The sequence below is a fragment of the Candidatus Methanoperedens nitratireducens genome, from assembly GCF_900196725.1.
Classification (GTDB): domain Archaea; phylum Halobacteriota; class Methanosarcinia; order Methanosarcinales; family Methanoperedenaceae; genus Methanoperedens; species Methanoperedens nitroreducens_A.
Map to the genome: position 1 here is coordinate 65,275 of NZ_FZMP01000196.1, position 23,671 is coordinate 88,945.

The following is a 23,671-nucleotide window of genomic DNA, read 5'->3' on the forward strand; positions in this document are numbered from 1 at the left end:
AATATCCCGCAGGGTAAGGAAAATGATCGAAAAAAACCGAATGCTGCGATATATATAAAGGTCGACATACTAAACCATGCTTGCCAGTTTCTCAGGTTTTGTTCGTTTAAGATATTCCTTTATCATAGCAGGGAACGATCTGGCATTCACGAAGCGAAGCCCCAGCTGCTCAGCCCATTTCTGGATTCCGATATCGCTTGCTACCACAGCGGCGTCAAGCTCTTTTGCTAGCAGGAGCACATCTATATCAGGAGCGCTGTCAAGAATCCCATAGCGCAAAGCATTCCTGTATTTATCCCTGAACTTGCTGATAACTTCACCGATGACGTTGCGCTCTATCTCAGGCTCGATCTCATGCTTCGTCCGTGCTTTGGTGGTGCGGAAGAGGCATTCCGTAGCAGCCTCCCATATCGCTTCCTCAGCCACGTCCATGCCTTTGTTTATCCTCCCGCGCATGAAATCAACATAATCGTAGAATATCTTGGACGGTATTTTCACTTCATACCTGTCAGGGGTTTTTTTTACAAGCCATGTATCTATTTTTGCCAGCGTTTCCTCATCGCAGCCGTTGTTCTTTGCAAAATCCCTCATCTCATTGTATACTGATGGGAACGGTATGTAACAACTGATGCCAAGATGCAGGCGCGCCTCGGCTATAATATCCAGGATGCCGCCCATGGCCACGCATAGCGTTCCGCCTTCAAGCTCGCGAGTCTGGGAATCGGTAAGGGCGCTGGTATCTAAAACGAACCGTTGGCGTATCATATTATATAATTATCTTTATCCATTTAAGAAACTTTCTATCGACTGGGGCGGGGAAAGGTTTATGAACAAACGGAAGTATTGTGGAGCTACACAAATTCACTGGAGGATTAAACCACATGGGAAAAACCGGCACAACAAAATGGGGCAGGATAAAGCACCGAAAAGGTCAGATAATACTTGTCCCGGAAGCTGAACTTACCCACAAACGACCCGGCCCGGCACAGCGGTACACCTCTTCAGGCGCAAAGCGCAGGAAGATAGCACGCTCACCGAAAGCTGTTGTTAAAGCGTAATCTTTTTTGATACGGATAGCTATACGGATAGCTGCCTCTGGCATCTATCTGTTTTTCGGTTTCTGACATTCTGGTTCCATTCGGATTTTCAATTAAGAAGATAAAAAATAAGCAAAAAGATAAAAAGAGCTTTTACAGGTTTGCCTCTTTTTATCAATGATTTATTTTAAGCAATTCAACTCCGATAACCCGGAAATCTTACGTCACAATTACTGTCCCGCTCATACTTGGATTGCCTGGATCACCATAATCATAACTTCCAGTTGAACTGAACGTCCGGCTAAATGTCTGTCCCGGATCAAGAGAACCTGAATCAAAGCCGCTCCCTCTTACAGTATGCGGTTTATTATCCCTGTTTGTCCAGGTAACAGTTGTTCCAATCGAGACAGTGATAATTGCAGGGTCAAATGTAGTACTTTTAATATCTACCGCATTTACTGCTGCCACCGTCATAGTTGCTGCTGCTGTTCCCGTAGTTGTAGTGCCTGATGAAACCCCTGTAGCTGTCCCTGTAGTTGTTGCAATCCCTGTAACTGTCCCTGTAGTTGTTGCAGATGGTGTTCCTGTAACTATGGTTTCGATAGGCGTCATAACAGGTGTTATAGTTTCGATAGGCGTCATTACAGGCGCTATAGTTTCGATAGGCGTCATAACAGGTGTTATCTCACCAGGAGTTTCACCTGTCGGCTGGACTGTAGCGTTGGGACTTGTAGTTGGTCCGTAACATCCGCTCACTAATACCACAGCAGTTACCACTAATCCGATAAACAAAATCTTTCTCATTACCTCACCCCAAGGGTAGTATGGCTATAACTACTATTTATCATTTTTGGAGTTTACAGTTATCTGGTGCTTCCAGAGCCTGCATAAAAAAGTTGATCTTTTCACGATAAAAAGAATTAACCTTATCATCTTTCCCGTTAAAAAACAGGCGAAAAATATGTTCACAATAATAACAGGCGCCCAGTTCGGTGATGAGGGCAAAGGAAAGATCGTGGATATGATGGCATCGCAGTACGACATCGTTGCGCGCTTCCAGGGAGGGGACAATGCCGGGCATACCGTTGTCGCTGAAGGGAAGACATACAAGCTGCACCTGATCCCGTCAGGTGTGCTGTTCGATGCCCGCCTGCTTATCGGTCCCGGCACGGTCATGAACCCGAAGATACTGATGGAGGAGATCGCGATGCTGGCTGAGAACGGCACTGTCGTTAAGCCGGATAAGCTAGGAATCGATGCCAAGACCAGCATCATAATGCCTTATCACATTGCTCTTGACAGCCTGCGCGAATCAAAACGCACCGTGAAGATAGGTACAACGAACCGGGGCATCGGCTTTGCCTATGTGGATAAAGTGGGGCGCGATGAGATACAGATGGCGGATATAGCGGACAGGAACCGATTCCTGAAGCGGCTTGAAGAGATCGCTCCCCAGAAAGAGGCTGCGATAAGGGAGCTTGGCGGAGACCCGAAGATCGCCAGGTCGGAAGTTGATAATTACCTGGAAATCGGAAAGAAGTTAAAACCCTACGTTACCGACGTATCAATGGAGATTAACCTTGCATTGAAAGAAGGTAAAAAAGTGCTTGCAGAAGGAGCGCAGGGTTCCCATCTTGACATCATCCACGGGACGCAAAAGTTCGTTACATCTTCAAGCACGGTCGCAGGTTCGGCATGTGCCGGACTTGGAGTTGGGCCAACAAAGGTGGATAAGGTCATCGGGGTCATTAAAGCATATATTACACGGGTCGGAGAGGGCCCGCTTCCCACGGAGCAGAAAAACGATGTCGGAGAACACTTGCGTGAAAAAGGTGGTGAATTCGGCACAACTACAGGACGCCCCAGGAGATGCGGCTGGTTTGACCTGCCTCTTGCAAGAAAATCCATCAACCTCAACGGGTATACCAGCATGGCATTAACAAAGCTCGATGTACTGACAGGGCTTGAGACGTTAAAAATCTGCGTGAGATACGAACTGGCAGGCAAGATTATAGATTACCCGCCCGAGCTTTCCGATGAACTTGCAAAATATAAGCCCGTATATATGGAACTTGCAGGCTGGGATGAGGAACTCTCGGATCTGGAAAGCTTCACAGAACTTCCCGGGAATGCCAGGGAATATGTCAAATTGCTTGAACAACTGATGAAAGTCGATATAGAGTATATCTCTGTAGGGCCTGGCAGGAAACAGACATTTAAGAAATAAAATGGCTTCTGGCAGCAGGTATTAACCCAGGCTGCTCACCGATTCGAACGAATAATTAACAGGCTGATAACCGTTAACAATCAATCGCAGGGTTACATTGGTACTGTTGATAAAATGATTCCTGTCATTTATAAACTGATAGCTATTGCCTCCACCTTTTAGAGAGAACGATCTTTCTTCGAGAGTCTGCCCGTCGTTATTGACCTGAGCTTTTATATTAAGTGGAGCAGTTCCCTGGTTATATATCTCTACTTTAAATGCCCTGAGCTCATAATTATTATTGCCCCAGTATGATGGTGTTAACATCCGTGCTATCACGTACAGGGTACCAGGCGACAGATTTTTTATTGTAGGCACCGGGGTTATCTGTGGTGTCGGAATCTGTGGTGTCGGAATTTCTGTTGCCGCTGAAGTAGCAGGTATTACTGTAGTGGGTACAGGTGTTACCCCGGGAGTTGGTGTAACCGATACATTTTCTTTAGTTGATTGCAAACATCCGCTTATTGCCAGTATCATGATTCCCACAATTATAAAAGTACCTCTCCTGTTCACGATTTTTCACCTGCTCTATTTAGTTATACCGGGCTAATACATATGATTACTAATAATAAATCCTTCGATTCATCGCAAGGTAAAGCATTTATGGATTGAAAACCAAATTAAATTATTAAATGGGCAACGAAAAATCAATGCGATTAAAAGTAACAGAGGCTGACCAGAGGGACGTCGGGAAAGGAATCGTCCGTATCGATGAGAAGTTCCGGAATATCATCGGGGTAAATATCTTCGATGTAGTCGAATTGAAAGGGGAACGCACCACTTCTGCTATTGTGGGAAGGTCATATCCCCAGGACGAGGGGCTCGATGTCATAAGAATGGACGGGTTGATACGTACAAATGCAAAGACAAGCATCGGAGAGTATCTAGAGGTCAGGAAAGCGGAATGGAAGGAAGCAAAGAAGGTCATTCTCGCTCCTGTAGTACAGAATATCCATATCTACGCGCCCAGCGACAGCCTGCGGGCTATTTTTTACAACAGGACAGTTTCAAAAGGTGATATAATCTCGACCACAAGCGTGCGCAGGCCCAGGGAATCCCCGGGTCGCGATGTGATGTTCGAGCAGATATTCGAAGGGATGTTCCCCTCGTTCGGTCTTGGTGAGATCAAGCTGCAGGTAGTTTCCACCACGCCACCCGGAATTGTCAAAATAACGGATATGACCGGGATGGAACTATTACCTGAAGCTGCAGAACTTGAGCGTGAAATACCTGAAGTCATGTACGAGGACATCGGCGGGATAAAACCTGCAATCACTAAAATCCGGGAGATCATAGAACTACCTCTCAAACATCCTGAATTGTTCAACAGGCTTGGCATTGACGCCCCGAAAGGAGTGTTGCTTCACGGACCGCCAGGCACAGGTAAGACGATGCTGGCAAAAGCTGTAGCGAATGAGAGTGATGCCTATTTTATCACTATCAACGGGCCTGAGATAATGTCAAAATACTACGGGGAAAGCGAGCACAAACTGCGTGAGGCTTTTGAAGAGGCTGAAAAAATACCCCGGCGATCATTTTCATAGATGAGATAGATAGCATTGCGCCAAAGCGGGCTGAGGTCACAGGCGAAGTGGAGCGGCGTGTGGTAGCCCAGCTGCTGTCCCTCATGGACGGCCTAAAGACAAGAAAGAACGTGATAGTGATTGCAGCCACCAACCGCCCCGAGGCGCTGGACATGGCGCTTCGTCGGCCAGGAAGGTTTGATCGCGAAATAGAGCTTCGTGTACCCGACCGCGAGGGCAGGCTTGAGATATTCCAGATACACACACGCGGGATGCCGCTTGCCGAAGATGTGAACCTTGATGACCTTGCTGACCGCACATATGGTTTTGTCGGTGCTGATATCGCAGCCATGTGCCGCGAAGCCGCGATGAACTCGCTGCGCCGCATACTGCCTGAAATCAATCTTGAACTGAAAGAGATCCCGAAAGAGACGCTGGATAAACTTGTCGTCACCCGTTCTGATTTTGAGGTCGTCATGAAAGAAGTCCAGCCGTCCGCGCTGCGGGAGATATTATTTGAAGTGCCGAACGTGACATGGGAAGATATAGGAGGGCTTGAGAGCGTAAAATCCCTGCTCAAAGAAGCAGTGGAATGGCCGCTGCGTTACGCGGAGTCTTTCCGCAGGATAGGCGTTGAAGCTCCCAAAGGCGTACTCCTGTACGGACCTCCGGGCACAGGAAAAACACTGCTTGCAAAAGCCATAGCCAACGAGAGCGAGGCGAATTTCATAACAGTCAAAGGCAGCGATATACTATCGAAATGGTACGGCGAATCCGAGAAGCATATCGCAGAGGTCTTCAAAAAAGCCCGCCAGGTCGCACCCGCGATCATATTCCTTGATGAGCTTGATGCGCTGGCACCGGTCAGGGGGTCTGCGATGGGAGAGCCGCATGTTACGGAGCGGATAGTGAACCAGCTGCTCTCAGAGCTTGACGGGCTTGAGGAACTGCGAGGCGTGGTGGTTATCGGGGCTACCAACAGACCAGATATCATAGACGCCGCACTTTTGCGCCCCGGCAGGTTCGATGAAATGATCCTTGTACCAATACCAGATGAAAAAACCAGGCTTGAAATTTTCAAAGTGCATACGAGGAAAATGTCGCTGGCTGAGGATGTTAATCTTGAAGAGCTTGTTAAGCTTACCGAGGACTTCACGGGCGCCGATATAGCTTCCGTGTGCAAGAAAGCGGGACGCTTCGCCATGCGGGAGGATATTAATACCAGGAGCGTCGATCAAAAGCATTTCCTGGCTGCTATAGATGATACAGGTCCGTCTGTCACATCCGATGTCATGGTTTATTACGAGCAGATAAAAAGCGAATTAAGAAAGAAACGAGCAAAGCAGATACAGAGCAGACCTGAGATGTACGCGTAAGTGCTATAGCCGGATTCTTAAGATTTATTTATCTTATCGGCTATCTCCGGGACAAGGGTTTCCCGGTTCTCTTTCGTCACAGTATATACCTGAAACTCATTTCGTATCCTCTGTGCAAGCGGGTGAGTTGATTTCTGGTGCAGCACCACGAGCATGTTTTTACCAGAATCAAGCGCTTCCTCGACGGCTTTAATAAATTCCGGCGACTTGAACTCCATCGGGGCTATTTCATCTATTACAATCAACTCTGATGAACTAAGCGCATTTCTAATTGCAGCCACCCCGATATTGTTTAGATCCTCAATATTTACATGGTAGCTGCCCACGCGCGGCCCGGTGCCCTGCCTGTGCGCAAGTATCCCATGCTTTCCTGTGGCGATGTCTTTTATCTCAAACCCGACGCGCTCTCCTTTTACCCTTATGTCTGCGCTGACCATGCCACCGTAGGTATAGGTCAGGTGCTTTAGAACATTGCGGCAGACGGTGGATTTGCCTACACCAGGGCTTCCTGTAATTGCAATCCTCACCATAATAAAAAATGGTCATGCAAAGATTTAAAGAAACCTATAAAGGGATTAAATCGAATCTAACGCTCATGAATTTCCAGATTCTTGATGCGGATTACAGGTATAGCGAAGGTAAGCCGGTAGTGCGGCTCTTCGGCAGGGATGAATCTGGAAACAGCGTCTGCTGCTCGGTACCCGGTTTTGAGCCGTATTTTTATGCAAAAGCCGCGCCTGAAATGGCAGGAATCATCCAGGCGCGGTTCAAAGAGCATGTAAAGAGGGTCGAAGAAGTCAGGAGATTCGAGCCTATCGGATACTTCAAAAGCCCGGTCACCATGCTCAAGATCACTCTCTACGACCCCAAAGGTGTACCAGTCATACGCGATGATGTCAGGAAGATGGTGGATGAGGTGTACGAAACCGATATACTGTTTCGGAACAGGTATTTGATAGATAACGAACTCGGGGGAATGGGCTGGGCAAAAGTGGAAGCCCCCGGGGTTTCTGTTGACCCCGATGTCATAAGCAGCATCAAAATAACATCAAGAAAAGTGGAGCATGTGGACATCCTGCGTAATGCGCCCCTTCGCTATCTTGCCTTTGATATCGAATGCCTGCCCCTGAATGGCGCCCTGCCCGTTCCTGAAATCTCCCCTATTGTGCTTGTAAGTCTGGCGTTTGAGCCTGATTTTAAGGGCAAGAAGACCATAGTCCTTGCAGGAAAAAATACCGGTATGGACGGGAACGTAGAAAGCTGCGGCAGTGAAGAAAGGATGCTGAAGAGGTTTTTTGAGATAATAAGGGAGTACGACCCCGACATCCTGGTAGGCTACAACTCCAACAGCTTTGACATCCCCTATATCGTGGAGAGGATAAAGGCTCTCAACAAGAAAGGGATCAAGATCGATCCGTCCATGGGCAGGGATGGCAGACCTGCTTATTACAGGAAAATAGGCAACATTACCAGAGTAAGCGTTATTGGGCGCGTTGTTGCTGATGTCCTGCCGCTGATACGAAGGGGATTCAGCCTCAAGCAATACACGCTTAAGAACGCAGCAAAAGAACTGCTCGGGGCTGAGAAACTGGACATTCCTTTCCTTGAGATGGAAACATACTGGAACGATGACGGTGAGAAGCTTTCGAAATTCATCGAATACTCAAGGCGCGATGCAGAGCTTGCGCTGGGATTTGTCCTGAAACTGCGGCTTATAGACAAGTACATTGCGCTTGCCAGGACAAGCGGCACCCTGCTCCAGGACATTCTTGACGGCGGACAGACACAGATGGTGGAAAACCTCCTGCTTCGCAAGTACAGGATGCATGAGCGCGTCATGTCCGCAAAGCCCACTGAAGAGACCTCGGACGGGCGGTTCGATGAAGGAGAGGAACTGGCAGGCGGTGAAGTCCTTCCGCCGAAAAAGGGGCTGCTTGAGAATATCGTGATACTTGATTACAAGTCGCTTTACCCGACTATTATGATGGCGCATAACCTGTGCTATACAACGGTCGTAGTAAAAGATAGACCGGATGATGTAATTAAGGCGCCATCGGGCGGTGAATTTGCCTCCCGGAATGTAATGAAAGGCATAATGCCTGCCATACTTGAAGAGCTCCTTGACAGCAGGCAGGCGACGCGCGAAAAAATGAAGAACGCGAACGAGGAGGATTACCGGGTGCTTGATGCCACGCAACTTGCACTAAAGATCCTCCTTAACAGTTTCTACGGCTATTCAGGTTATGCGAGGGCGCGGCTGTACAGCCTGACCCTTGCAAGCGCGGTCACAAGTTTCGGGCGCGATAATATCCTGCGTACAAAAACCCTTATCGAGGATGATATAAAAGAGATAATCCTGAAGGACGGCAGGGCTTTTAAAAAGGACGAGGCACAAGAAGGGGAACCGGTAGCCCTGTCCGTGGTGTATGGGGATACTGACAGCGTCTTCGTGAATATTCATGATAAAAACCTCACGCTTTCAGATGCCGGGCTTATCGGGGACAAGATCGCAAGTACCGTTACGGAATCTCTCCAGAAGCCGATGGAGCTTGTTTTTGATTCTTTCGCCAGGCGGGCGATATTCATAGCCAAAAAGAGATACGCTCTCCTGGTATGGGAGAAAAATGCCGGAGGCATCAAGGAGAAGATCAGGGTCAAGGGCATGGAGACCGTCCGGCGGGACTGGTGTGAGCTGACCACGAAGACCATGGAAAAGGTTCTTGAACTTGTGCTGAAAGAAGGGAAAGTAGATGATGCGATCGAACTTGTCAGGAATACCATTAACAGCTTAAAGTCGATAGACCCGGCTAAAGATAAGGAGTTGTTCGATGATCTTATCCTGACAAGGCAATATACAAAGAAAGTTGAGAGTTACAAGAACAGGCAGCCTCATATAACTGTTATAGAAAAATTGAGAAAACGCGGGATCGTCGCGAACGTTGGCGACAGGATACCTTTCGTCATCCTTGCAGGGAACGGGTTGTTCGTGGAGCGCGCTGAAGACCCGGAGTACGCAAAGGAAAAGAACCTGCCTATCGATGTCGATTATTACATCAATAAACAGATACTTCCGCCTGTTGAGCGCATATTGTCGGATTTCGGGGTGACAGGGGAAATGTTAAGAGGAATGGGAGAGAGAAAGGCACAGGCTGAAACAAAACAGCGCTCGTTGTTCGAGTTTTAGGAGTGAAAACCTTGAAGACCCACCCGCGATGTGCACCGTGCCTATTATCAAGAGTCCAGTTCGAGGCAGAGCTATCCACAAAGGACACAGAACTCCAAAAGAAAGCGATACTTGCAGGAATCGAGGTGCTGAGGGAATACCTGGTTGACGGTCTGCCTGCGGAGAAGCTAAGCACGAAAATACACAGGGAAGCATACAGGGTATTAGGCGACATAGACCCCTATATCGAGAAAAAAAAGCAGAGCAACGAAGCTGCAAAAAAACTCCTGCCTCTTGCAAGGGAGTTCGTGTCGGAAAAAGATTCGATGCGGCGCGCTATCCTTGTAGCGATCATAGGCAACTCGTTTGATTTCGGGGTGCTGGGATACGATGCTGAGAAGGAAATAGTAAAGGAAACGATGTTACAGCAGTTCAAGAGCGGGCTTGATGTGGACGATTCGGACAGGATAAAGGCTCTTCTTGGGAACGTGGTTTACCTTGCAGATAATTGCGGTGAAATTATATTCGATACTTTGTTATTTGAAGAGATACGAAAGCTTGGCGGGAAGATCACTCTTGTAGTAAGAGGCGCGCCAATACTTAACGATGTCACTATGAAAGAAGTACTGGAACTCGGGCTTGACAAAATGGTGGACAGGGTGCTCACCACAGGTTCGAACGCAATAGGAGTTTGCCTGAAAGAAGCCCCGCCAGAGCTTGTTGAGGCGCTCGGTAGCGCGTCGCTTGTGATAAGCAAAGGGATGGCAAATTATGAGACTATGTCCGAATATGATTTCAGACCGATCGCGTACCTCCTGAAAACCAAATGCGAATCTGTGGCAGAGGCTATGGGGCTTAGGAAGAACATGAACGTGGCGAGGCTGGAAGAGTGATCGATTTCAATTCTCTCCCGTTATACTCAAAAATAGCCCTGATAGCAGGCTATTCTGTCGGGTTCTTCTCTTTTGTGCTGGTTTTACGTTACCCGATAATATTGATCCTGATGAAATACAGCCCCGAATACAGGGAATTTATAAAAAGGACGCTGGCGCGGAAAAAACAGAAGTTATCATGAGAAAAATTATCTTTGTAACAGGCAATCCCCATAAGGTCAGGGAGGCAGCCGGCATCTTATCGCCCCTTGGCATAACCGTGGAGCAAAACAACTGCGGGTACCCCGAATTGCAGGAGGAGGAGCTTGAGCCTATAGCTGCGTTCGGCGCTGAGTGGGCTTCGAAAAAACTGAACTGCGAGGTCATGGTGGATGATTCAGGGTTATTTATCGAAGCGCTGGGCGGATTCCCCGGTCCGTATTCAGCGTATGTATTTGACACGCTCGGTAATAAGAAGATACTTAAGCTCATGGAAGATGAAACGAACAGGAGCGCGATCTTCAGATGCGTTATCGGATACTGCCGCCCGGGCGAAAAGGCGCGGGTTTTTACAGGGGAAGTGGCTGGAGAGATTGCAAAGAATATACGGGGTAGCGCGGGTTTCGGATATGACCCCATATACGAGGTGGACGGCGTGACTTTCGGGGAAATGGATGAATATGGGAAGAATAAGTTATCGCACAGGTACAGGGCGCTTGTAAAGTTCGCCGAATGGTTGAAAAGGAGCATTAATATTGTATAATTTTACGAATTTTGTTTGTCTTTCCGGTGTACTACCGTTATAGCCAGTGCATAGCGCTTACACAGAACCTCCTTTTTTATACTGTTTTTTGGTAATTTGAATGTTTTTGTATTATTTTACACCAAAAAATCTATTAATAAACGGTATAAAACTGAAATAAACCTTAGGAAACTAAAAAAACCTCATAAACTACCATTATATTTATACTGACGTAATTCCTTTAAGCAATAGCACTTACCCTCTGTTACCGTATAATAACTGAGTGAGGTGGGCAGGTGAGGTGTGGGGGATTAGTATATCTCAAAAAGAAGATTATTTACTCCCCTCAAAAAGTTTTGGTGGTGTGGATTTACTTAAAAAATAATTACGGACTCGCCGCGATTCGAACGCGGGTCCGCGGGTTCGAAGCCCGCTAGGATATCCTGGCTACCCCACGAGTCCATGGGTTTGACAGCGGGTTTTATAGTTTAACAACGTATTAAATGTTTCTTGCTATGGTCATAACGCTGCTTTCAGATTTCGGTGATGTTTACCCTGCTTCCATGAAAGGTGTGATCCTGGGTATAGCCCCCGATGCCAGTATAGTGGACATCTCCCACTCTGTCCCACGCCAGGACGTGCGCGCCGGAGCGTTCGTGCTCATGACCTGCGCACGATATTTCCCTTCCGGTACGGTTCATGTGGCGGTCGTTGACCCCGGGGTAGGGACAGAGAGGCTCCCGATTGCGGTCATGGCGGAATCTGTTGATTCAAGAATCCATTACTTCATCGGCCCGGATAACGGGCTTCTTGTTCCAGCTGCACGAAGTATCGGAGAACTCAAGGTTTATGAGATCACTAATACGGGTCTGTTCCTTTCCAGCGTATCTTCTACCTTTCACGGTAGGGATATCTTCGCGCCTGTGGGTGCGCATATTTCCAAGGGATTGAATATTAGCGATGTCGGCAGGCAGATTTTTGATTTTATAGACCTTGATTTCGGGGAAGGAATGGAAAAAGATGGTGTCCTGCACGGCAACATTATATTTATCGATTCATTCGGGAATATCGTGACAAATATTCCTTCAAAGGTTTCGGGGTTTAAACCCGGCGATGTACTGGAAATCCAGGAAAAACGGATCTCATTCCAGAAATCTTACGGGTTTTGCAAAGACGGCGAACCCCTGGCATTGATCGGAAGCCACGGTTACCTGGAGATTGCGGTGAACAAGGGGAACGCAGCAGCTTACTTTAACAAAAAACAGGGCGATGATATAATCTTAAAAATTTGAGGTACTACAGTTTAATTTTAGTATGGGAAATCTTAAACTCTGCTTCAATTTTGGTCATACTTAAGAAAAATTACTTAACCCAGTGTGTGAACTAAGCACCAGATGAAACTTTGCGATTTCGATTATCACCTGCCTTCGGAACTTATCGCCCAATCCCCCATAGAGCCGAGGGACTCATCCAGGTTAATGGTGCTCGGAAAGGACATTGAGCATCGGTATTTTGCCGATATCATTGATTACTTTGAAGAAGGAGATACCCTTGTGCTCAACGATTCAAGGGTCATACCCGCAAAACTCAGCGGTAAAAAGAGCACGGGGGGGCATGTCGAAGCACTTGTGATCTCAAAAAGCGGGGCAGGATACAAGTGCCTTATCCGCGGCAAGAACATCCGTGAAGGCACAAATCTCTATTTCGGGGAGCTTAAGGCAACGATTCTTGAGGTTATAAAGAATGAAAATGCGAGCAGATATCTTGTGGAGTTCAACTGCAACGGGAACCTGAACGATATCCTCGAAAAAACCGGGGAAGCGCCTCTTCCGCCTTATATCAAGAAGAAACTGGACGATAGTAACCGCTACCAGACAATCTATTCAAAGGAAAAAGGCTCGATAGCCGCACCCACCGCAGGCTTGCATTTCACAAATGAGTTATTAAACCGTATAAGAGATAAAGGGGTCAATATCGCTTACGTTACCCTTCATGTCGGCATCGGCACGTTCACTCCGGTTAAAGTGGAGAACCTGGGATCTCATATTATGGAGCCTGAGTATATTACAATAAATGCAGAGAGCGCGGGGATAATCAATGGAACAGGGGGAAAGCTGATAGCAGCCGGCACTACCACGGTAAAAGCGCTTGAAAGTTCATGCGTAAATGGCAATATCACTGCAAAAGAAGGATTCAGTCAACTTTTTATCTACCCGCCTTATGCTTTTAAAGCGAGGATTGATGCAATTATCACGAACTTCCATCTTCCCAAATCCACCCTGCTTATGCTTGTGAGCGCATTCGCGGGCAGGGAGAGGCTGATGGCTGCTTATAAAGAAGCCATATTGAATTCATACAGGTTTTACAGCTTCGGAGATGCAATGCTGGTTTTCAGGTAAGGTATTATGTACGAACTGATACACACAGATAAAAATACAGGCGCGCGGGCGGGAAAGCTCAGGACAAAGCATGGGGTGATCAATACGCCCGCGTTCATGCCAGTCGCCACCAAAGGAACGGTGAAGACGCTCATACCCGAAGAACTGTATGACATGGGCACGCAGGCGCTCATCAGCAACGCCTTCCACCTTTTCCTTTCGCCGGGTATGGACGTGCTCCGGAAAGCCGGAGGGCTGCATGAATTCATGCACTGGGAGCGCGCTATTTTCACGGACAGCGGCGGCTTCCAGATGATACGCAAGGACTTCCATTTCAAGATCACGGATGAGGGAATAACGTATAAAAACCCCCGTGACGGGAAGAAATACTCATACACGCCCGAGATCTGCATAAACAACCAAAAAACCATAGGCTCCGATATTGCAATGGTGCTTGATGAATGCCCACCCTATGGAAGCGATTACAGCGCAGTAGAGGCTTCGATGGAGCGGACGATACGGTGGGCAGGAAGAGCAAAAGGGGTGGAAAAAAATGAAGATCAGCTCGTTTTTGCGATATTGCAGGGCGGGACGTTCGCAGAACTGCGGAAAAAATGCGCACAGGAACTCGTTGCAATGGATTTTGACGGCTACGGGATAGGCGGGCTATCCATCGGCGAACCAAAAGAGATAATGAACGAGGTATTGAGGTATAATGTTCCTTTAGTGCCTGAGGACAGAGCGCGCTATCTGATGGGCGTGGGTTCGCCTGCGGAACTGCTTGAGGCAATCGGGTCCGGCGTGGATATATTCGACAGCGCCTTCCCTACAAGGAATGCACGGCACCAGACCCTGATGACCTCAAAAGGGAATATGGATATTGCCCGCGGGAAATATGCACAGGATTTTGCACCTGTCGATGAGAATTGCGGGTGCTATGCCTGTAAAAACTATACAAGGGCTTATCTGCATCATCTTTTTAAGGAATCCGAACTGCTTGCACTGAGACTGGCATCCATTCATAACCTGCACTTTATCCAGTCAATAGTGCATGGTGCCAGGGAAGCAATAACGGAGGACAGGTTTGCTGAATTTAAAGAAAAGGTACTTACTGGTTTTCCATGATTAATTACATCCGCACCGTTCTTCAGGCCGGTAATCATAAAAGGATTGGTATGAACCTGGTTTTATGGTTCGTTTTAAGCTCTCTGCAAACGGCGCAGCCGTTCTTATTTGATATCATCGTATTAAGAAGTATAAAATCAGGCAGGGTTTTTTCTACTTTGATCTGCAAGTCAATGCCGCCTGAAGCTTTAATGGCATCGTAATCCTTTGAGAGAGTTCCTGGCCCGGTGTTCAAGGGTTCGTCATCCGCCATGGGTACTTTTGGTTGTTTCATGTCTATTCCCTTCTCCTACTTTAGTACCTTTTATCAATCATTCTGCCATCTATTAGCTTGCTGCAACTGTATGATCATCCGCGAAACTTCCCGCCTCTGTCAGTATTAACACCAGGAACATGTAAATGAATATTATTTCGTCGGGAGCTTGCGGGATTTGTCCTGCTACTGCTGTCAGGTTGGCATTTACCGCCATCAATCCACCTGACGTGAGGGCGACAAGGAAACCATTCATGGTCCAGTACATATTTGTTGAGGATTTAAGCTGGAGTACAAAAACTGCGAACAACAATACAAAAGTGAGCCACATCTTGGCGAACACGATGCCATTAAAACCATATGTTGTGAAGAGGTAGCTTGCAGCCGGGTTTGCCTCGATGCCTGCTCCAAGCAAGCTCATCATGTAAGCAGCTGTAACTCCATCGCCTATTCCAAAGGTTATGAACGCTGTGATATACAGGATATGGATGTTTTCTGTCATGTTTAGCCTCCTGGGGAATGGTTTTCCAGACTATCATCTGCTACACAACAGGAAATCAGCGGTTGCTACTAAAGTTAGCAACTTTTTAGCGGGGCTGTGTCTGAGAAGATTTATGGAGTAGAAATAAAATATAGATACAAGAAAGTATTGTAAAAGCAGTACAGGAGGTTCAGGTATAGAGACCAGAAAGATATGTCTTGTTAGCGACTGGTATTATCCCAAGATAGGAGGTATAGAGAGCCACATCGATTACCTCTCTGAGCTCATGGCTGCACAGGGCAACGAGGTGCATATATTGACCCGCCAATACCAGGGTTCACAGGAGATGATCGCTGCACATGATGCGCAAAAAAGGCAAAAAGGGATCATAATCCACAGGGTAAAAGGTCATGCAGTCAGAAGATGGGGCGCGATGGTCGATCCGAGGATAAGCTGGTTTGTGAATGACGTTATCAGAAGGGAGAAGTTCGAGCTTATACATGCCCACAGCATTTATTCGCCGATGGCTATGGTCACAGCGTATGCAGGCAAGACATTGAGGTACATACCAACGGTTGCCACGAACCATTCGCTCTGGGGAAAAGTATTGATGCGCAGCCTGCTTCAGCATCTGCTGCGTGAAGAATTTACAAGGCTGGATGCGTTAATAGCCGTAAGTAACGCCGTAAAAGATGATACCGAGCGTTTCTATATGGATAAACCGGTATTTGTTATCCCCAACGGCGTGGATTGCGATAAATTCTATCCTGATGTCACGAACAGGGATCAGATACGCCGCTATCTCGGATTTGATGATAAGGATATCGTGATCGTTACAGTGGGCAGGCTTGTGCCCCGCAAAAAGATGCGCGAGCTGATACAGATAACGCATGACCTTAATAAAAGGCATAACGTCAAATTGCTTATCGTGGGCGACGGTCCGGAAAAAGAAAAACTGGTGAAGCTTTCAAAATCGCTGGGCATAAGCGGGAATATTCGGTTTACAGGCTACGTAACAAACCCTTTTGATTATCTGAATGCATCCGATATATTCTCCTTATGTTCCGAGAATGAGGCGCTGGGAATATCCATTCTTGAGGCTATGGCATGTGAACTTCCTGTTGTGGTAAAAGACGTGAACGGTATCAGAGATATCCTGAGCGGCAATAATGGCCCTCCGCCGGCTAACAATGCAGCAGGAATAAGGAACAATCTTGAGCTTTTGATAACGGATGAAGAATTCCGATCAAAGCTTGCAAGAAATAATAGGAGGCATGTGCTTTCGAATTTTGCCTGGGATATAGTCTGCAAGAAGACACTTGATGTATACGATTTTGTAGATGAGGTGGCTGAAGTGGAGACCCCCAGGTATTATGATATGAAACTTGCGAAGATGGGAAGAATTGTTAGGAAGTTAAAACCCCGCCATGATGAGAACCGTAACCCTGACAATAGATGTTGAGCCTGACTGCCCTCCATACCTTGGGACATACAGGGGCATAGAATCAGGGCTTCCCGCACTGTTTGAAGTCCTGGAAAAATATGATGTGAAAGCTACGTTTTTTATAACCGGCGATGTGGCTTCAAAATACCCGCAGGATGTGGCAAAGATCGCAGGGCGTCACGAAATCGGATGCCACGGCTATTCCCATACGCGTTTTGACAGGATGGCTTTTGAGGAAGCTGCGGATGAGATAGAAAAGAGCACCGCGGTATTGCGCAGTCTCGCCGGCAGGATTATCTCTTTCAGGGCGCCAAATCTCATATTTCCCGAAAGGTTCCTGGGGCTCCTGAAAAACAACGGGTATTTGATCGATTCGTCCCTTGCTAAGTATAAGATCGGGCACTTATACAGGATACATGCCAGTGATAAAGATGATGACCTGAATAACGGATTGTTAAGAGTCCCGGTATCTGCGACCTCCTCAATGTTGCGATTGCCTCTCGGGAGCGGGATACTCCGGCGACTTGATTCACCAGTAATCCTGTTCTTCCATCCCTGGGAGTTCGTGGATATGAGCGGCGAACCTGTAAGGTGGGACTGCAAGATAAACACAGGCAGCAGGGCGCTTGAGAGGCTTGGGTCATTGATAGGGTTTTTTAAGAATAACAATTACCGTTTCTGTACTATATCTGATTTCTTAAGGCTTTGACTTATTTTTAGTCTTGCAATATCGCTCTTTTTCGCTGAAAATGCATCCGCAGTACTTCTGCATATAAAGCCCGAAGCCTCTGGCAAGCTCCCGCGATTCCCTGTACCCTTCCTTGAAATCCTCATAATAGAACTCAATCCCATTTTCATCCGCCGCTTTTTTCCCTGTTTCGATAAGCACTTCATGCTCCTGGTAAGGGGATATCAGAAGGGTGGTGGTAAAAGCCTCAAATCCGAGCGTACATGCGGTTTTTGCCGCCTCTGTGAGCCTCATGGTATAACAGAACCTGCACCTGTCATCAGCGTCAAGGGCTCCGCGCAGGTAGCTCTCGATATTGTAATCATCCTTATAAATCATCCTGGCTCCTTTTAATTCCACATATTTCTCAAGCGATTCCAGCCTGTTCTTATATTCCAGGTAAGGGTGTATGTTGGGATTGTAAAAAAAGCCTGTTACGTCGTGCCCTTCTTCGACCAGTCGTTTGTGGGGATATGTGAAGCACGGGGCGCAGCAGATGTGGACGAGGATTTGCATGTGGTTTAACTGGGCGTATCTTAGCTTAATTTTTGTGTATGAGGAGATATAGCCATAATCTTTCGGGCTTCATTTTCGACCTAGGTTTAGAGAAAATTTTAACGACATTATAATTTTTTAACCTCATTGTAATATTGAATACCATTTGAAATATATACTTCTTTTCATATCTAAAAAATTAAATATGTAAAATCAGTGGTTGGGCAAAAGCTCAAACAATCATTCTGCAATAATAATAAAAGTGATGGTTGATTGTTTCAAGAGAGTGAGCCCCTTGTCCGAAGGCAAGACTATAAATTGAACTTAAGAAGAAAATATAAATGGAGGAATAAAAACATGAAAAAAAGTAAGGGATTGCAATTAGGCGCGCTACTTGGTGCAATGCTGCTTGTGAGCATGGCGGCAGTGGGTGCAGAACAACCGGTAGGTGCAAATCTTAGCAGTAATACAATTAATCTTAGTAATAATACAATTAATCTTAACAATAGTACAATCCCTCAAGAAAAGAAACTAGATCAAAATAATACAGGAATTGGAGAACCTACAATGCCTGTATTTAGGGAAGTTGTTATTGTATATTTCAAAGAAATGCCAGCATCGACTAATGGCTTTGCCTCTAAATACGGTGTAAAACCAATATTCATCGATTCGGATATAAAGATGGCGGCATTTGAAACTCTGCCCGTAGGAAAGACCGGGCGCGTAAGCCAGAGAACGCTGGATGTAGTCAGCGAGTTTTCAAATGATTCCCTTGTAGAGAAAGCATTTCGTGATGAGTATTTGTTTATCAATACAAAAACGGGATATTTGTTAATCAATGCAGAAACAGGATATTATTCGACAGAGCCTTTAATACAGGGCCCTGAATACTACGAGAAGCTGCGTGTGGAATACATTCCCAATATAGTGCGGGTTAGATTTTGGAGGGCTCCTCCATCTCTTGAAGAGTTTGCATCAAAGTATGGAGGAAAGCTCATGGAGCTATCGGATGCCGATAAGTTTTTTATGGCGGCTGGCTTTGAAACGAGTAATATCTCTGAATTCATCAATAAAATTTCAACTGATCCATATGTTGCTTCAGTCTCGCTCGTTGGTACAGAACCAAGTCTCGCTTCTATATCAGTGAATAACAGCTCAGAAGTGGCAGATACGCCCAAGGCATCGGGATTTGAATCAGTTGTTTCAATATTGCTTCTTATCTCTATTATCTTTATGATGAGAAGGAGATAATATGAGAAGAAGTATAGGATTTATTCTGAAGTCACTGCTTGCGTCAATGCTGCCGGTGGGCATGGCTCTCATTCTTGCAGCGAGTACAGCTTCGGCACATACACCAAATGACACATACTGGAGCAATCAATGGGGACCAAATAATATAGATGCTCCTAATGCATGGAATTATCAGAAAGGCAGTACAACTATTACTGTTGCAATTCTTGATACAGGGATTGATTATAACCATGAAGACCTGACAGGACGTGTTATACAGGGATGGAACTTTTATAATAACAGTAATGTAGTCATGGATGATAACAGCAAATCTCATGGAACACGCATTGCAGGTATATCTGGTGCTATCATGGATAACAGCACAGGTATTGCAGGTATTGCACAGACCAAACTGCTTGCAGTAAAGGTATGCAATTTTATGCAGAATTGCACCTGGCCTGCTATCACGGATGGTATCTATTATGCAGCAAATAACGGTGCAAAAATAATAAGCATGAGCCTCCAGAAAGCTGAGTACTATGATCTTGCAGAAATTGCAGCCGACTATGCATACTACACTAAAGGAGCTTTACTTGTCGGTGTATCTGGTAATTCGTTCATTGGTGGAGGACAAAACTATATACCATATCCCGGAAATTTTAGCTCGGTTATAGCTGTTGGAGCAATAGATTCTAATGATCAAAGGGCTTCGTTTTCAAACTACGGTTCCAAACTTGAACTTGTTGCACCCGGGGTTGAGATATTTTCAACAATTCGTAATAACGGATACGAAGCCGATTTGTATAATGGTTCTGGCACATCATTTGCAGCCCCGCATGTTGCTGGGGTTGCAGCACTCGTATGGTCGCAGTATCCTACATTCAGTAATGAAAATGTTCGAGAGATATTGAAAAATACTGCTGTCGATCTTGGTTCTTCTGGCAAGGACATAGAATATGGTTATGGCAAGGTTAATGCATCTGCAGCTGTTACTAGTAACATGCTTAGCAGCTGGCGTTATAACCGCAGATTAACCATCACTGGCTCAACAGCAGGCGCCCAGACAAATTACCAGATGAAGCTCACAGTCTATAATAGTACCGGAACTGATACACTCGGCAACATCTATCTCGGGGGGAACGCAAAGAACGACTTCAGCGATTTGAGGTTCACCAAATCAGACGGAGCTACATTACTGGACTACTGGATAGAGTCATACACTCCAGGGATAAGTGCCGTGGTATGGGTAGAGGTTGATTCAATACCGGCAAGCCCAGGTACAGCAAATATTTATCTCTATTATGGTAATCCATCGGCGATAAGTGTAAGCAGTGGAACGGCGACATTCGATTTTTTTAATAATTTCGAATCAGATGCTATAGGATCTGTTCCAGCAGGATGGATAATCGATAAAGGAACATTCTCGGTCCAGAGCGAGACATTAGGTGGAATTACAAGTAAGAGATTATATTCTAATTCACAAGGTGCAGTAATTCACACGCCATCTGCATCATACCAAAACACTGCGTGGGAGTTTGATGTATATAATCAAGGATTAGATAGCTTTGGAAACGCCTATCAGCAATCCAGAATTTATTTTTCATATGTAAATGATAACAATTTGGCTGTGGCGTGTCAGAGCTGTTATTTAGGAGGATATCTTCTTTCAGTTGCAGTCGGAGGTGTCACTACAGTTAATTATGATACTGGTTCTAGCACTGTTGGTACAGGAATTTTACATTATAAAGTTACCAATTATAATAATGTGTGGACATTGTATGTAAATGGAGTGCAAATCTATCAGGCAACAGGAAATGGTCCAACTTCTTCAAGCTTTACTACATTGTACACATCTGGCTCAGGAGGAAATGCAGGATCTTATCCAAATAGATTTGACAATTTTATATATCATAAATATGTAAATCCGGAACCCGCATGGGGGAATTAAGATGCAGAAGCGATATTAAGCGGTTCTTTGCTATATTGAAAGCATAATCAGGCAGTTCTGGAATGGTTTTGTCGTGGATTACAATAGAAAAAGCACGTAGCTATGGAAAGAAGCATTTGCCGAGTTTGGGAATTGTATCAAAGGTTCTAAAGGAGTCTTAGTTGAAGCCTTATAAAGTATATTGAAAAAGGTAAACGCAGATGCGTCTACCTCAAATCGAATCAGAAAAGGTAATATCCGCATCCAGGTCATTAACCAGCGAATCCACCGAGGTAAGCTCATTTTCCGTCCCGAACAAGTCATCAGGAGAAGTACCTGAAGAGGTCTGAGCAGGTGAGGCAGTAACCTGGGTGTTTGCTGCCTGCGGCGCAGGTTGCTGGGTCTGGGCAGGGGAAGCAGGCGCCTGGGTAGAGATGTCAGCCACCTTGCCTTTCTCCTTATTGCCCAAGCAGCCTAAAGCCGATGCTGCGACTACTAACACAATTAATAGATACATTACTCTCATTTATATCACCTTTTAACTGCTATTACCTTCTGCTGTCGCGGTAGGCGTTGCTGTAGCTGTTGCGTTCACAGTTGAAGTTGCCACCGGTGTTGCGGTTGCACTTCCGCCGGCTTCAAGTTCGCCTTTTTCATTAACCCTGGCTTTTCCGAAGAGCTTTCTATAATCCCTGACAAAATCCAGCAATTCCTTACTTGCCGACTTCATTTTTTTGATCGCATCCCTTTCCAGATTATCTCCCTGGCGCAGGAATTCAGCCGCAGCCTTATTATCTGTCACGGTCCCGTCAGAGGCAAACCCGCTGTGGTTTGCCAGCAAGGTGTCTGCCCGCTGCTGGATGGCTTTTGCTTCTGCTACAAGGGCTTTGTACCTTGACGCATCATCCTGCAGTCTGGATACATCTTTGTTCTCTGCCTTCGCATTCTCGATTGCTGTGTCTAATTTTGTCGAGACGTTCTCTGCCCTTGTAATGAATTCATCAACCCGGTGATTGATCAGTATTTCAAGATAATAGCGTGTTTCAAGCCTTATCTTAACCCACTGGTCTTTTAATTCCTTATGGGCATCCCTTAATTCCTGGAACGTGGTAGCCTGCTGTACTTTTGTTCTTAGCTGTTCCAGTTCTGCGATGTGCGCATCGATATTTTTAGAGGCATCGAACGGGATGACGCCTTTATTTTCAGAAAGCTCTATCCTGGATTTGAGAACCCCAAGTTGCGCAATTGTATGGTTAATAGCTCTTTCGACATAGTTCCTGGCTTTCTCTGTTAGCTCTCCCCTGGATTTTGTGTCTTTTGCGTTTTTTAACTTTTCGTTGGCTTCATCGAATTGTTTCTTAGCTTCCTCGAATTTCTTTTGTGTGTTTTCATATCTCTCCTTTTGTATCCTGTACTGTTCTTTATCCTTTTCGAATAGCTCTTTTGGCGTTTGCGCAGCCGCAAGCCCTGAGAATAAGCTCAGTATGAATACAGCCGCGACCAGCGACGTTAATATATTGAGCCTTTGCCTGTTTTTCATATTAGTTCCTCCTTCTTATCAATCGCATAACGCAATTGTCTACCCGTTCTACAATCACCGAACAGATAAACATACTTTTACAGCATCAAAATTTAAACGTTTATGAAGCTTCATAACCCTTTATAAAACTTTATCAAAGTCCATAATCCATTATAGAGCCCCATAAATGCTTGTTTTACTTTAGAATAAACTATATATACAGTTTTATAAGATTATAAGAGTACATGCCCAGGGACACGAAAGGACTCCTGATATTCTTTTTGATAGCCGTACTAGTTACAGGCGCACAGGGGGCAACCCTGCACGGCACGGTATATGAATGGCAGGATTTTGAAAAGCCTCTAAGGAACGCTATAGTCGAGGTGAACTCAACACCTGTGCAGTACACGGTCGCAACAGCAGGGATCTACTCGTTCAACCTGTCACCCGGCAATTACCTTATCAAAGCAAAATACTACAGGAACAATGTCCTTGAACTCAGTACCGAAGAGGAAATCCAGGTAGGCCATGAAGGGGATTTTATCCGCGACCTCCTGCTTTTCCCTCCGACGGACACGGAGTACGAGTACCTCGGGGATATTAATTTTACAGATAACATGGATGTAAAAAATGAAGTAAGCCCGTATATTTATATTGTAATTATTTTAATAGTTATCCTGTCCGCTATAATAATCTTTTACCGGCTTAACAAAAGCAATAGCGACAGAACCGTCATTAATGAAACTCCTTTACCGCCCCCTGCGGCTGTAACCGGAACCGGGGAACTTCCCTCCGACCTGCAGGAACTGTATAGCTTAATACTGAAAACGGGCGGCAGGTCAACCCAGAAGGAACTGCGGAAAAAAACGTCATACTCGGAGGCAAGGGTCAGTCTGATGCTGGATGACCTGGAGAACAGGGGTTTCATTAAAAAGATCAAAAAAGGACGGTCAAACATTATTATCGCTGAAGTCCAAAAAAATTGATTTCCTCATTCGTGCACAACTTTACGCCCGTCGTAAACTATAAATACTTTCGTTCGTATATATACGAATTATAGTGGGCAAAACATACTTTTTTTCATACCACCACAATCCTTTGCCCACTATCCTC

The 23,671-nt window shown here is 45.8% G+C and carries 23 protein-coding genes, 1 tRNA gene and 1 pseudogene; 15 read left to right on the forward strand and 10 right to left on the reverse strand.

Translation table 11 applies throughout. From position 1 onward, the window contains the following. Positions 1 to 69: 69 nt before the first annotated feature. Positions 70 to 765 carry an RNA ligase partner protein gene (locus tag MNV_RS13415; RefSeq protein ID WP_096206462.1) on the reverse strand — a complete coding sequence of 232 codons (696 nt, stop codon included), beginning with the start codon at positions 763 to 765 and terminating at the stop codon, positions 70 to 72. Between the two features lie 116 nt (positions 766 to 881). Here MNV_RS13415 and MNV_RS19790 point away from each other — a divergent pair, with 116 nt between their 5' ends. Continuing rightward, entirely contained in the window at positions 882 to 1,058 is a 177-nt protein-coding gene (locus MNV_RS19790) for a DUF5350 domain-containing protein (RefSeq protein WP_179293990.1), read from the forward strand. Positions 1,059 to 1,256: 198 nt separating this feature from the next. On the opposite strand, the gene MNV_RS13420 is transcribed toward MNV_RS19790, so the two are convergent. Next, positions 1,257 to 1,841, reverse strand: a complete 585-nt coding sequence (locus tag MNV_RS13420; RefSeq protein WP_096206463.1) for a cupredoxin domain-containing protein — start codon at positions 1,839 to 1,841, stop codon at positions 1,257 to 1,259. A gap of 157 nt (positions 1,842 to 1,998) precedes the next feature. On the opposite strand from MNV_RS13420, the gene MNV_RS13425 reads away from it, so the two are divergent. Further along, positions 1,999 to 3,264: an adenylosuccinate synthase gene (locus MNV_RS13425; protein WP_096206494.1), complete on the forward strand. Its 1,266-nt coding sequence runs from the start codon at positions 1,999 to 2,001 to the stop codon at positions 3,262 to 3,264. A 21-nt stretch (positions 3,265 to 3,285) separates the two neighbouring features. On the opposite strand, the gene MNV_RS13430 is transcribed toward MNV_RS13425, so the two are convergent. After that, positions 3,286 to 3,816 carry a hypothetical protein gene (locus tag MNV_RS13430; RefSeq protein ID WP_096206464.1) on the reverse strand — a complete coding sequence of 177 codons (531 nt, stop codon included), beginning with the start codon at positions 3,814 to 3,816 and terminating at the stop codon, positions 3,286 to 3,288. A gap of 119 nt (positions 3,817 to 3,935) precedes the next feature. On the opposite strand from MNV_RS13430, the pseudogene MNV_RS13435 reads away from it, so the two are divergent. Beyond that, positions 3,936 to 6,202 (forward strand): annotated as a pseudogene (locus tag MNV_RS13435) (CDC48 family AAA ATPase). Positions 6,203 to 6,219: 17 nt separating this feature from the next. Here the strand turns inward: MNV_RS13435 and MNV_RS13440 are convergent. Further along, positions 6,220 to 6,732: an NTPase gene (locus MNV_RS13440; protein WP_096206465.1), complete on the reverse strand. Its 513-nt coding sequence runs from the start codon at positions 6,730 to 6,732 to the stop codon at positions 6,220 to 6,222. 65 nt (positions 6,733 to 6,797) lie between these two features. On the opposite strand from MNV_RS13440, the gene MNV_RS13445 reads away from it, so the two are divergent. Genes MNV_RS13445 through MNV_RS13460 form a run of 4 tightly spaced genes read left to right on the forward strand, consistent with a single transcriptional unit; the run spans position 6,798 to position 11,000 of the window. Next, entirely contained in the window at positions 6,798 to 9,386 is a 2,589-nt protein-coding gene (locus MNV_RS13445) for a DNA-directed DNA polymerase (RefSeq protein WP_096206496.1), read from the forward strand. Positions 9,387 to 9,388: 2 nt separating this feature from the next. Then, entirely contained in the window at positions 9,389 to 10,258 is an 870-nt protein-coding gene (locus MNV_RS13450; protein WP_306453650.1) for a damage-control phosphatase ARMT1 family protein, read from the forward strand. Beyond that, positions 10,255 to 10,440: a hypothetical protein gene (locus tag MNV_RS13455; RefSeq protein WP_096206466.1), complete on the forward strand. Its 186-nt coding sequence runs from the start codon at positions 10,255 to 10,257 to the stop codon at positions 10,438 to 10,440. Before MNV_RS13450 ends, MNV_RS13455 begins: the two co-directional genes overlap by 4 nt. Then, the gene (locus MNV_RS13460) at positions 10,437 to 11,000 is read left to right on the forward strand and encodes an XTP/dITP diphosphatase (protein WP_096206467.1); all 564 of its coding nucleotides are present in this window, start codon (positions 10,437 to 10,439) and stop codon (positions 10,998 to 11,000) included. Before MNV_RS13455 ends, MNV_RS13460 begins: the two co-directional genes overlap by 4 nt. Positions 11,001 to 11,367: 367 nt before the next feature. Here the strand turns inward: MNV_RS13460 and MNV_RS13465 are convergent. After that, positions 11,368 to 11,441, reverse strand: a tRNA-Arg gene (locus MNV_RS13465). A gap of 53 nt (positions 11,442 to 11,494) precedes the next feature. Between MNV_RS13465 and MNV_RS13470 the strand changes: the two genes are divergently transcribed. The 3 genes from MNV_RS13470 to tgt all read left to right on the forward strand — a co-directional run bounded on the left by MNV_RS13470 (position 11,495) and on the right by tgt (position 14,482). Next, positions 11,495 to 12,271 carry an SAM hydrolase/SAM-dependent halogenase family protein gene (locus MNV_RS13470; protein ID WP_096206497.1) on the forward strand — a complete coding sequence of 259 codons (777 nt, stop codon included), beginning with the start codon at positions 11,495 to 11,497 and terminating at the stop codon, positions 12,269 to 12,271. A gap of 102 nt (positions 12,272 to 12,373) precedes the next feature. Continuing rightward, the gene (gene queA, locus MNV_RS13475; protein WP_096206468.1) at positions 12,374 to 13,378 is read left to right on the forward strand and encodes a tRNA preQ1(34) S-adenosylmethionine ribosyltransferase-isomerase QueA; all 1,005 of its coding nucleotides are present in this window, start codon (positions 12,374 to 12,376) and stop codon (positions 13,376 to 13,378) included. 6 nt (positions 13,379 to 13,384) lie between these two features. Next, positions 13,385 to 14,482: a tRNA guanosine(34) transglycosylase Tgt gene (tgt, locus tag MNV_RS13480; RefSeq protein WP_096206469.1), complete on the forward strand. Its 1,098-nt coding sequence runs from the start codon at positions 13,385 to 13,387 to the stop codon at positions 14,480 to 14,482. A gap of 34 nt (positions 14,483 to 14,516) precedes the next feature. On the opposite strand, the gene MNV_RS13485 is transcribed toward tgt, so the two are convergent. Together MNV_RS13485 and MNV_RS13490 are read right to left on the reverse strand one after the other, a co-directional pair. After that, positions 14,517 to 14,756: a response regulator gene (locus tag MNV_RS13485; RefSeq protein WP_096206470.1), complete on the reverse strand. Its 240-nt coding sequence runs from the start codon at positions 14,754 to 14,756 to the stop codon at positions 14,517 to 14,519. Positions 14,757 to 14,808: 52 nt separating this feature from the next. Next, positions 14,809 to 15,237: a hypothetical protein gene (locus MNV_RS13490; protein ID WP_096206471.1), complete on the reverse strand. Its 429-nt coding sequence runs from the start codon at positions 15,235 to 15,237 to the stop codon at positions 14,809 to 14,811. 232 nt (positions 15,238 to 15,469) lie between these two features. Here MNV_RS13490 and MNV_RS13495 point away from each other — a divergent pair, with 232 nt between their 5' ends. Together MNV_RS13495 and MNV_RS13500 are read left to right on the forward strand one after the other, a co-directional pair. Next, the gene (locus MNV_RS13495; RefSeq protein ID WP_257000071.1) at positions 15,470 to 16,678 is read left to right on the forward strand and encodes a glycosyltransferase family 4 protein; all 1,209 of its coding nucleotides are present in this window, start codon (positions 15,470 to 15,472) and stop codon (positions 16,676 to 16,678) included. Further along, positions 16,644 to 17,369 (forward strand): polysaccharide deacetylase family protein, encoded by a 726-nt coding sequence (locus MNV_RS13500; protein ID WP_257000066.1) that lies wholly within the window; start codon positions 16,644 to 16,646, stop codon positions 17,367 to 17,369. Before MNV_RS13495 ends, MNV_RS13500 begins: the two co-directional genes overlap by 35 nt. Here the strand turns inward: MNV_RS13500 and MNV_RS13505 are convergent. Beyond that, the gene (locus MNV_RS13505) at positions 17,358 to 17,903 is read right to left on the reverse strand and encodes an epoxyqueuosine reductase QueH (RefSeq protein WP_096206473.1); all 546 of its coding nucleotides are present in this window, start codon (positions 17,901 to 17,903) and stop codon (positions 17,358 to 17,360) included. The two genes, MNV_RS13500 and MNV_RS13505, sit on opposite strands and share 12 nt — an antisense overlap. 336 nt (positions 17,904 to 18,239) lie before the next feature. On the opposite strand from MNV_RS13505, the gene MNV_RS13510 reads away from it, so the two are divergent. Then, a complete protein-coding gene (locus tag MNV_RS13510) occupies positions 18,240 to 19,133 on the forward strand; it encodes a hypothetical protein (RefSeq protein ID WP_096206474.1) in 894 nt (297 codons plus the stop codon). 1 nt (position 19,134) lies between these two features. Then, positions 19,135 to 21,060 (forward strand): DUF2341 domain-containing protein, encoded by a 1,926-nt coding sequence (locus MNV_RS13515; protein ID WP_096206475.1) that lies wholly within the window; start codon positions 19,135 to 19,137, stop codon positions 21,058 to 21,060. Positions 21,061 to 21,271: 211 nt separating this feature from the next. Here MNV_RS13515 and MNV_RS13520 read toward each other — a convergent pair whose 3' ends face one another. Then, a complete protein-coding gene (locus MNV_RS13520; RefSeq protein WP_218838028.1) occupies positions 21,272 to 21,541 on the reverse strand; it encodes a hypothetical protein in 270 nt (89 codons plus the stop codon). Between the two features lie 36 nt (positions 21,542 to 21,577). Next, on the reverse strand, positions 21,578 to 22,579 hold the full coding sequence (locus MNV_RS13525; RefSeq protein WP_096206477.1) for a hypothetical protein: 1,002 nt from the start codon (positions 22,577 to 22,579) through the stop codon (positions 21,578 to 21,580). Between the two features lie 224 nt (positions 22,580 to 22,803). Here MNV_RS13525 and MNV_RS13530 point away from each other — a divergent pair, with 224 nt between their 5' ends. Beyond that, positions 22,804 to 23,544 (forward strand): helix-turn-helix transcriptional regulator, encoded by a 741-nt coding sequence (locus tag MNV_RS13530; RefSeq protein ID WP_096206478.1) that lies wholly within the window; start codon positions 22,804 to 22,806, stop codon positions 23,542 to 23,544. Positions 23,545 to 23,671 lie beyond the last annotated feature (127 nt).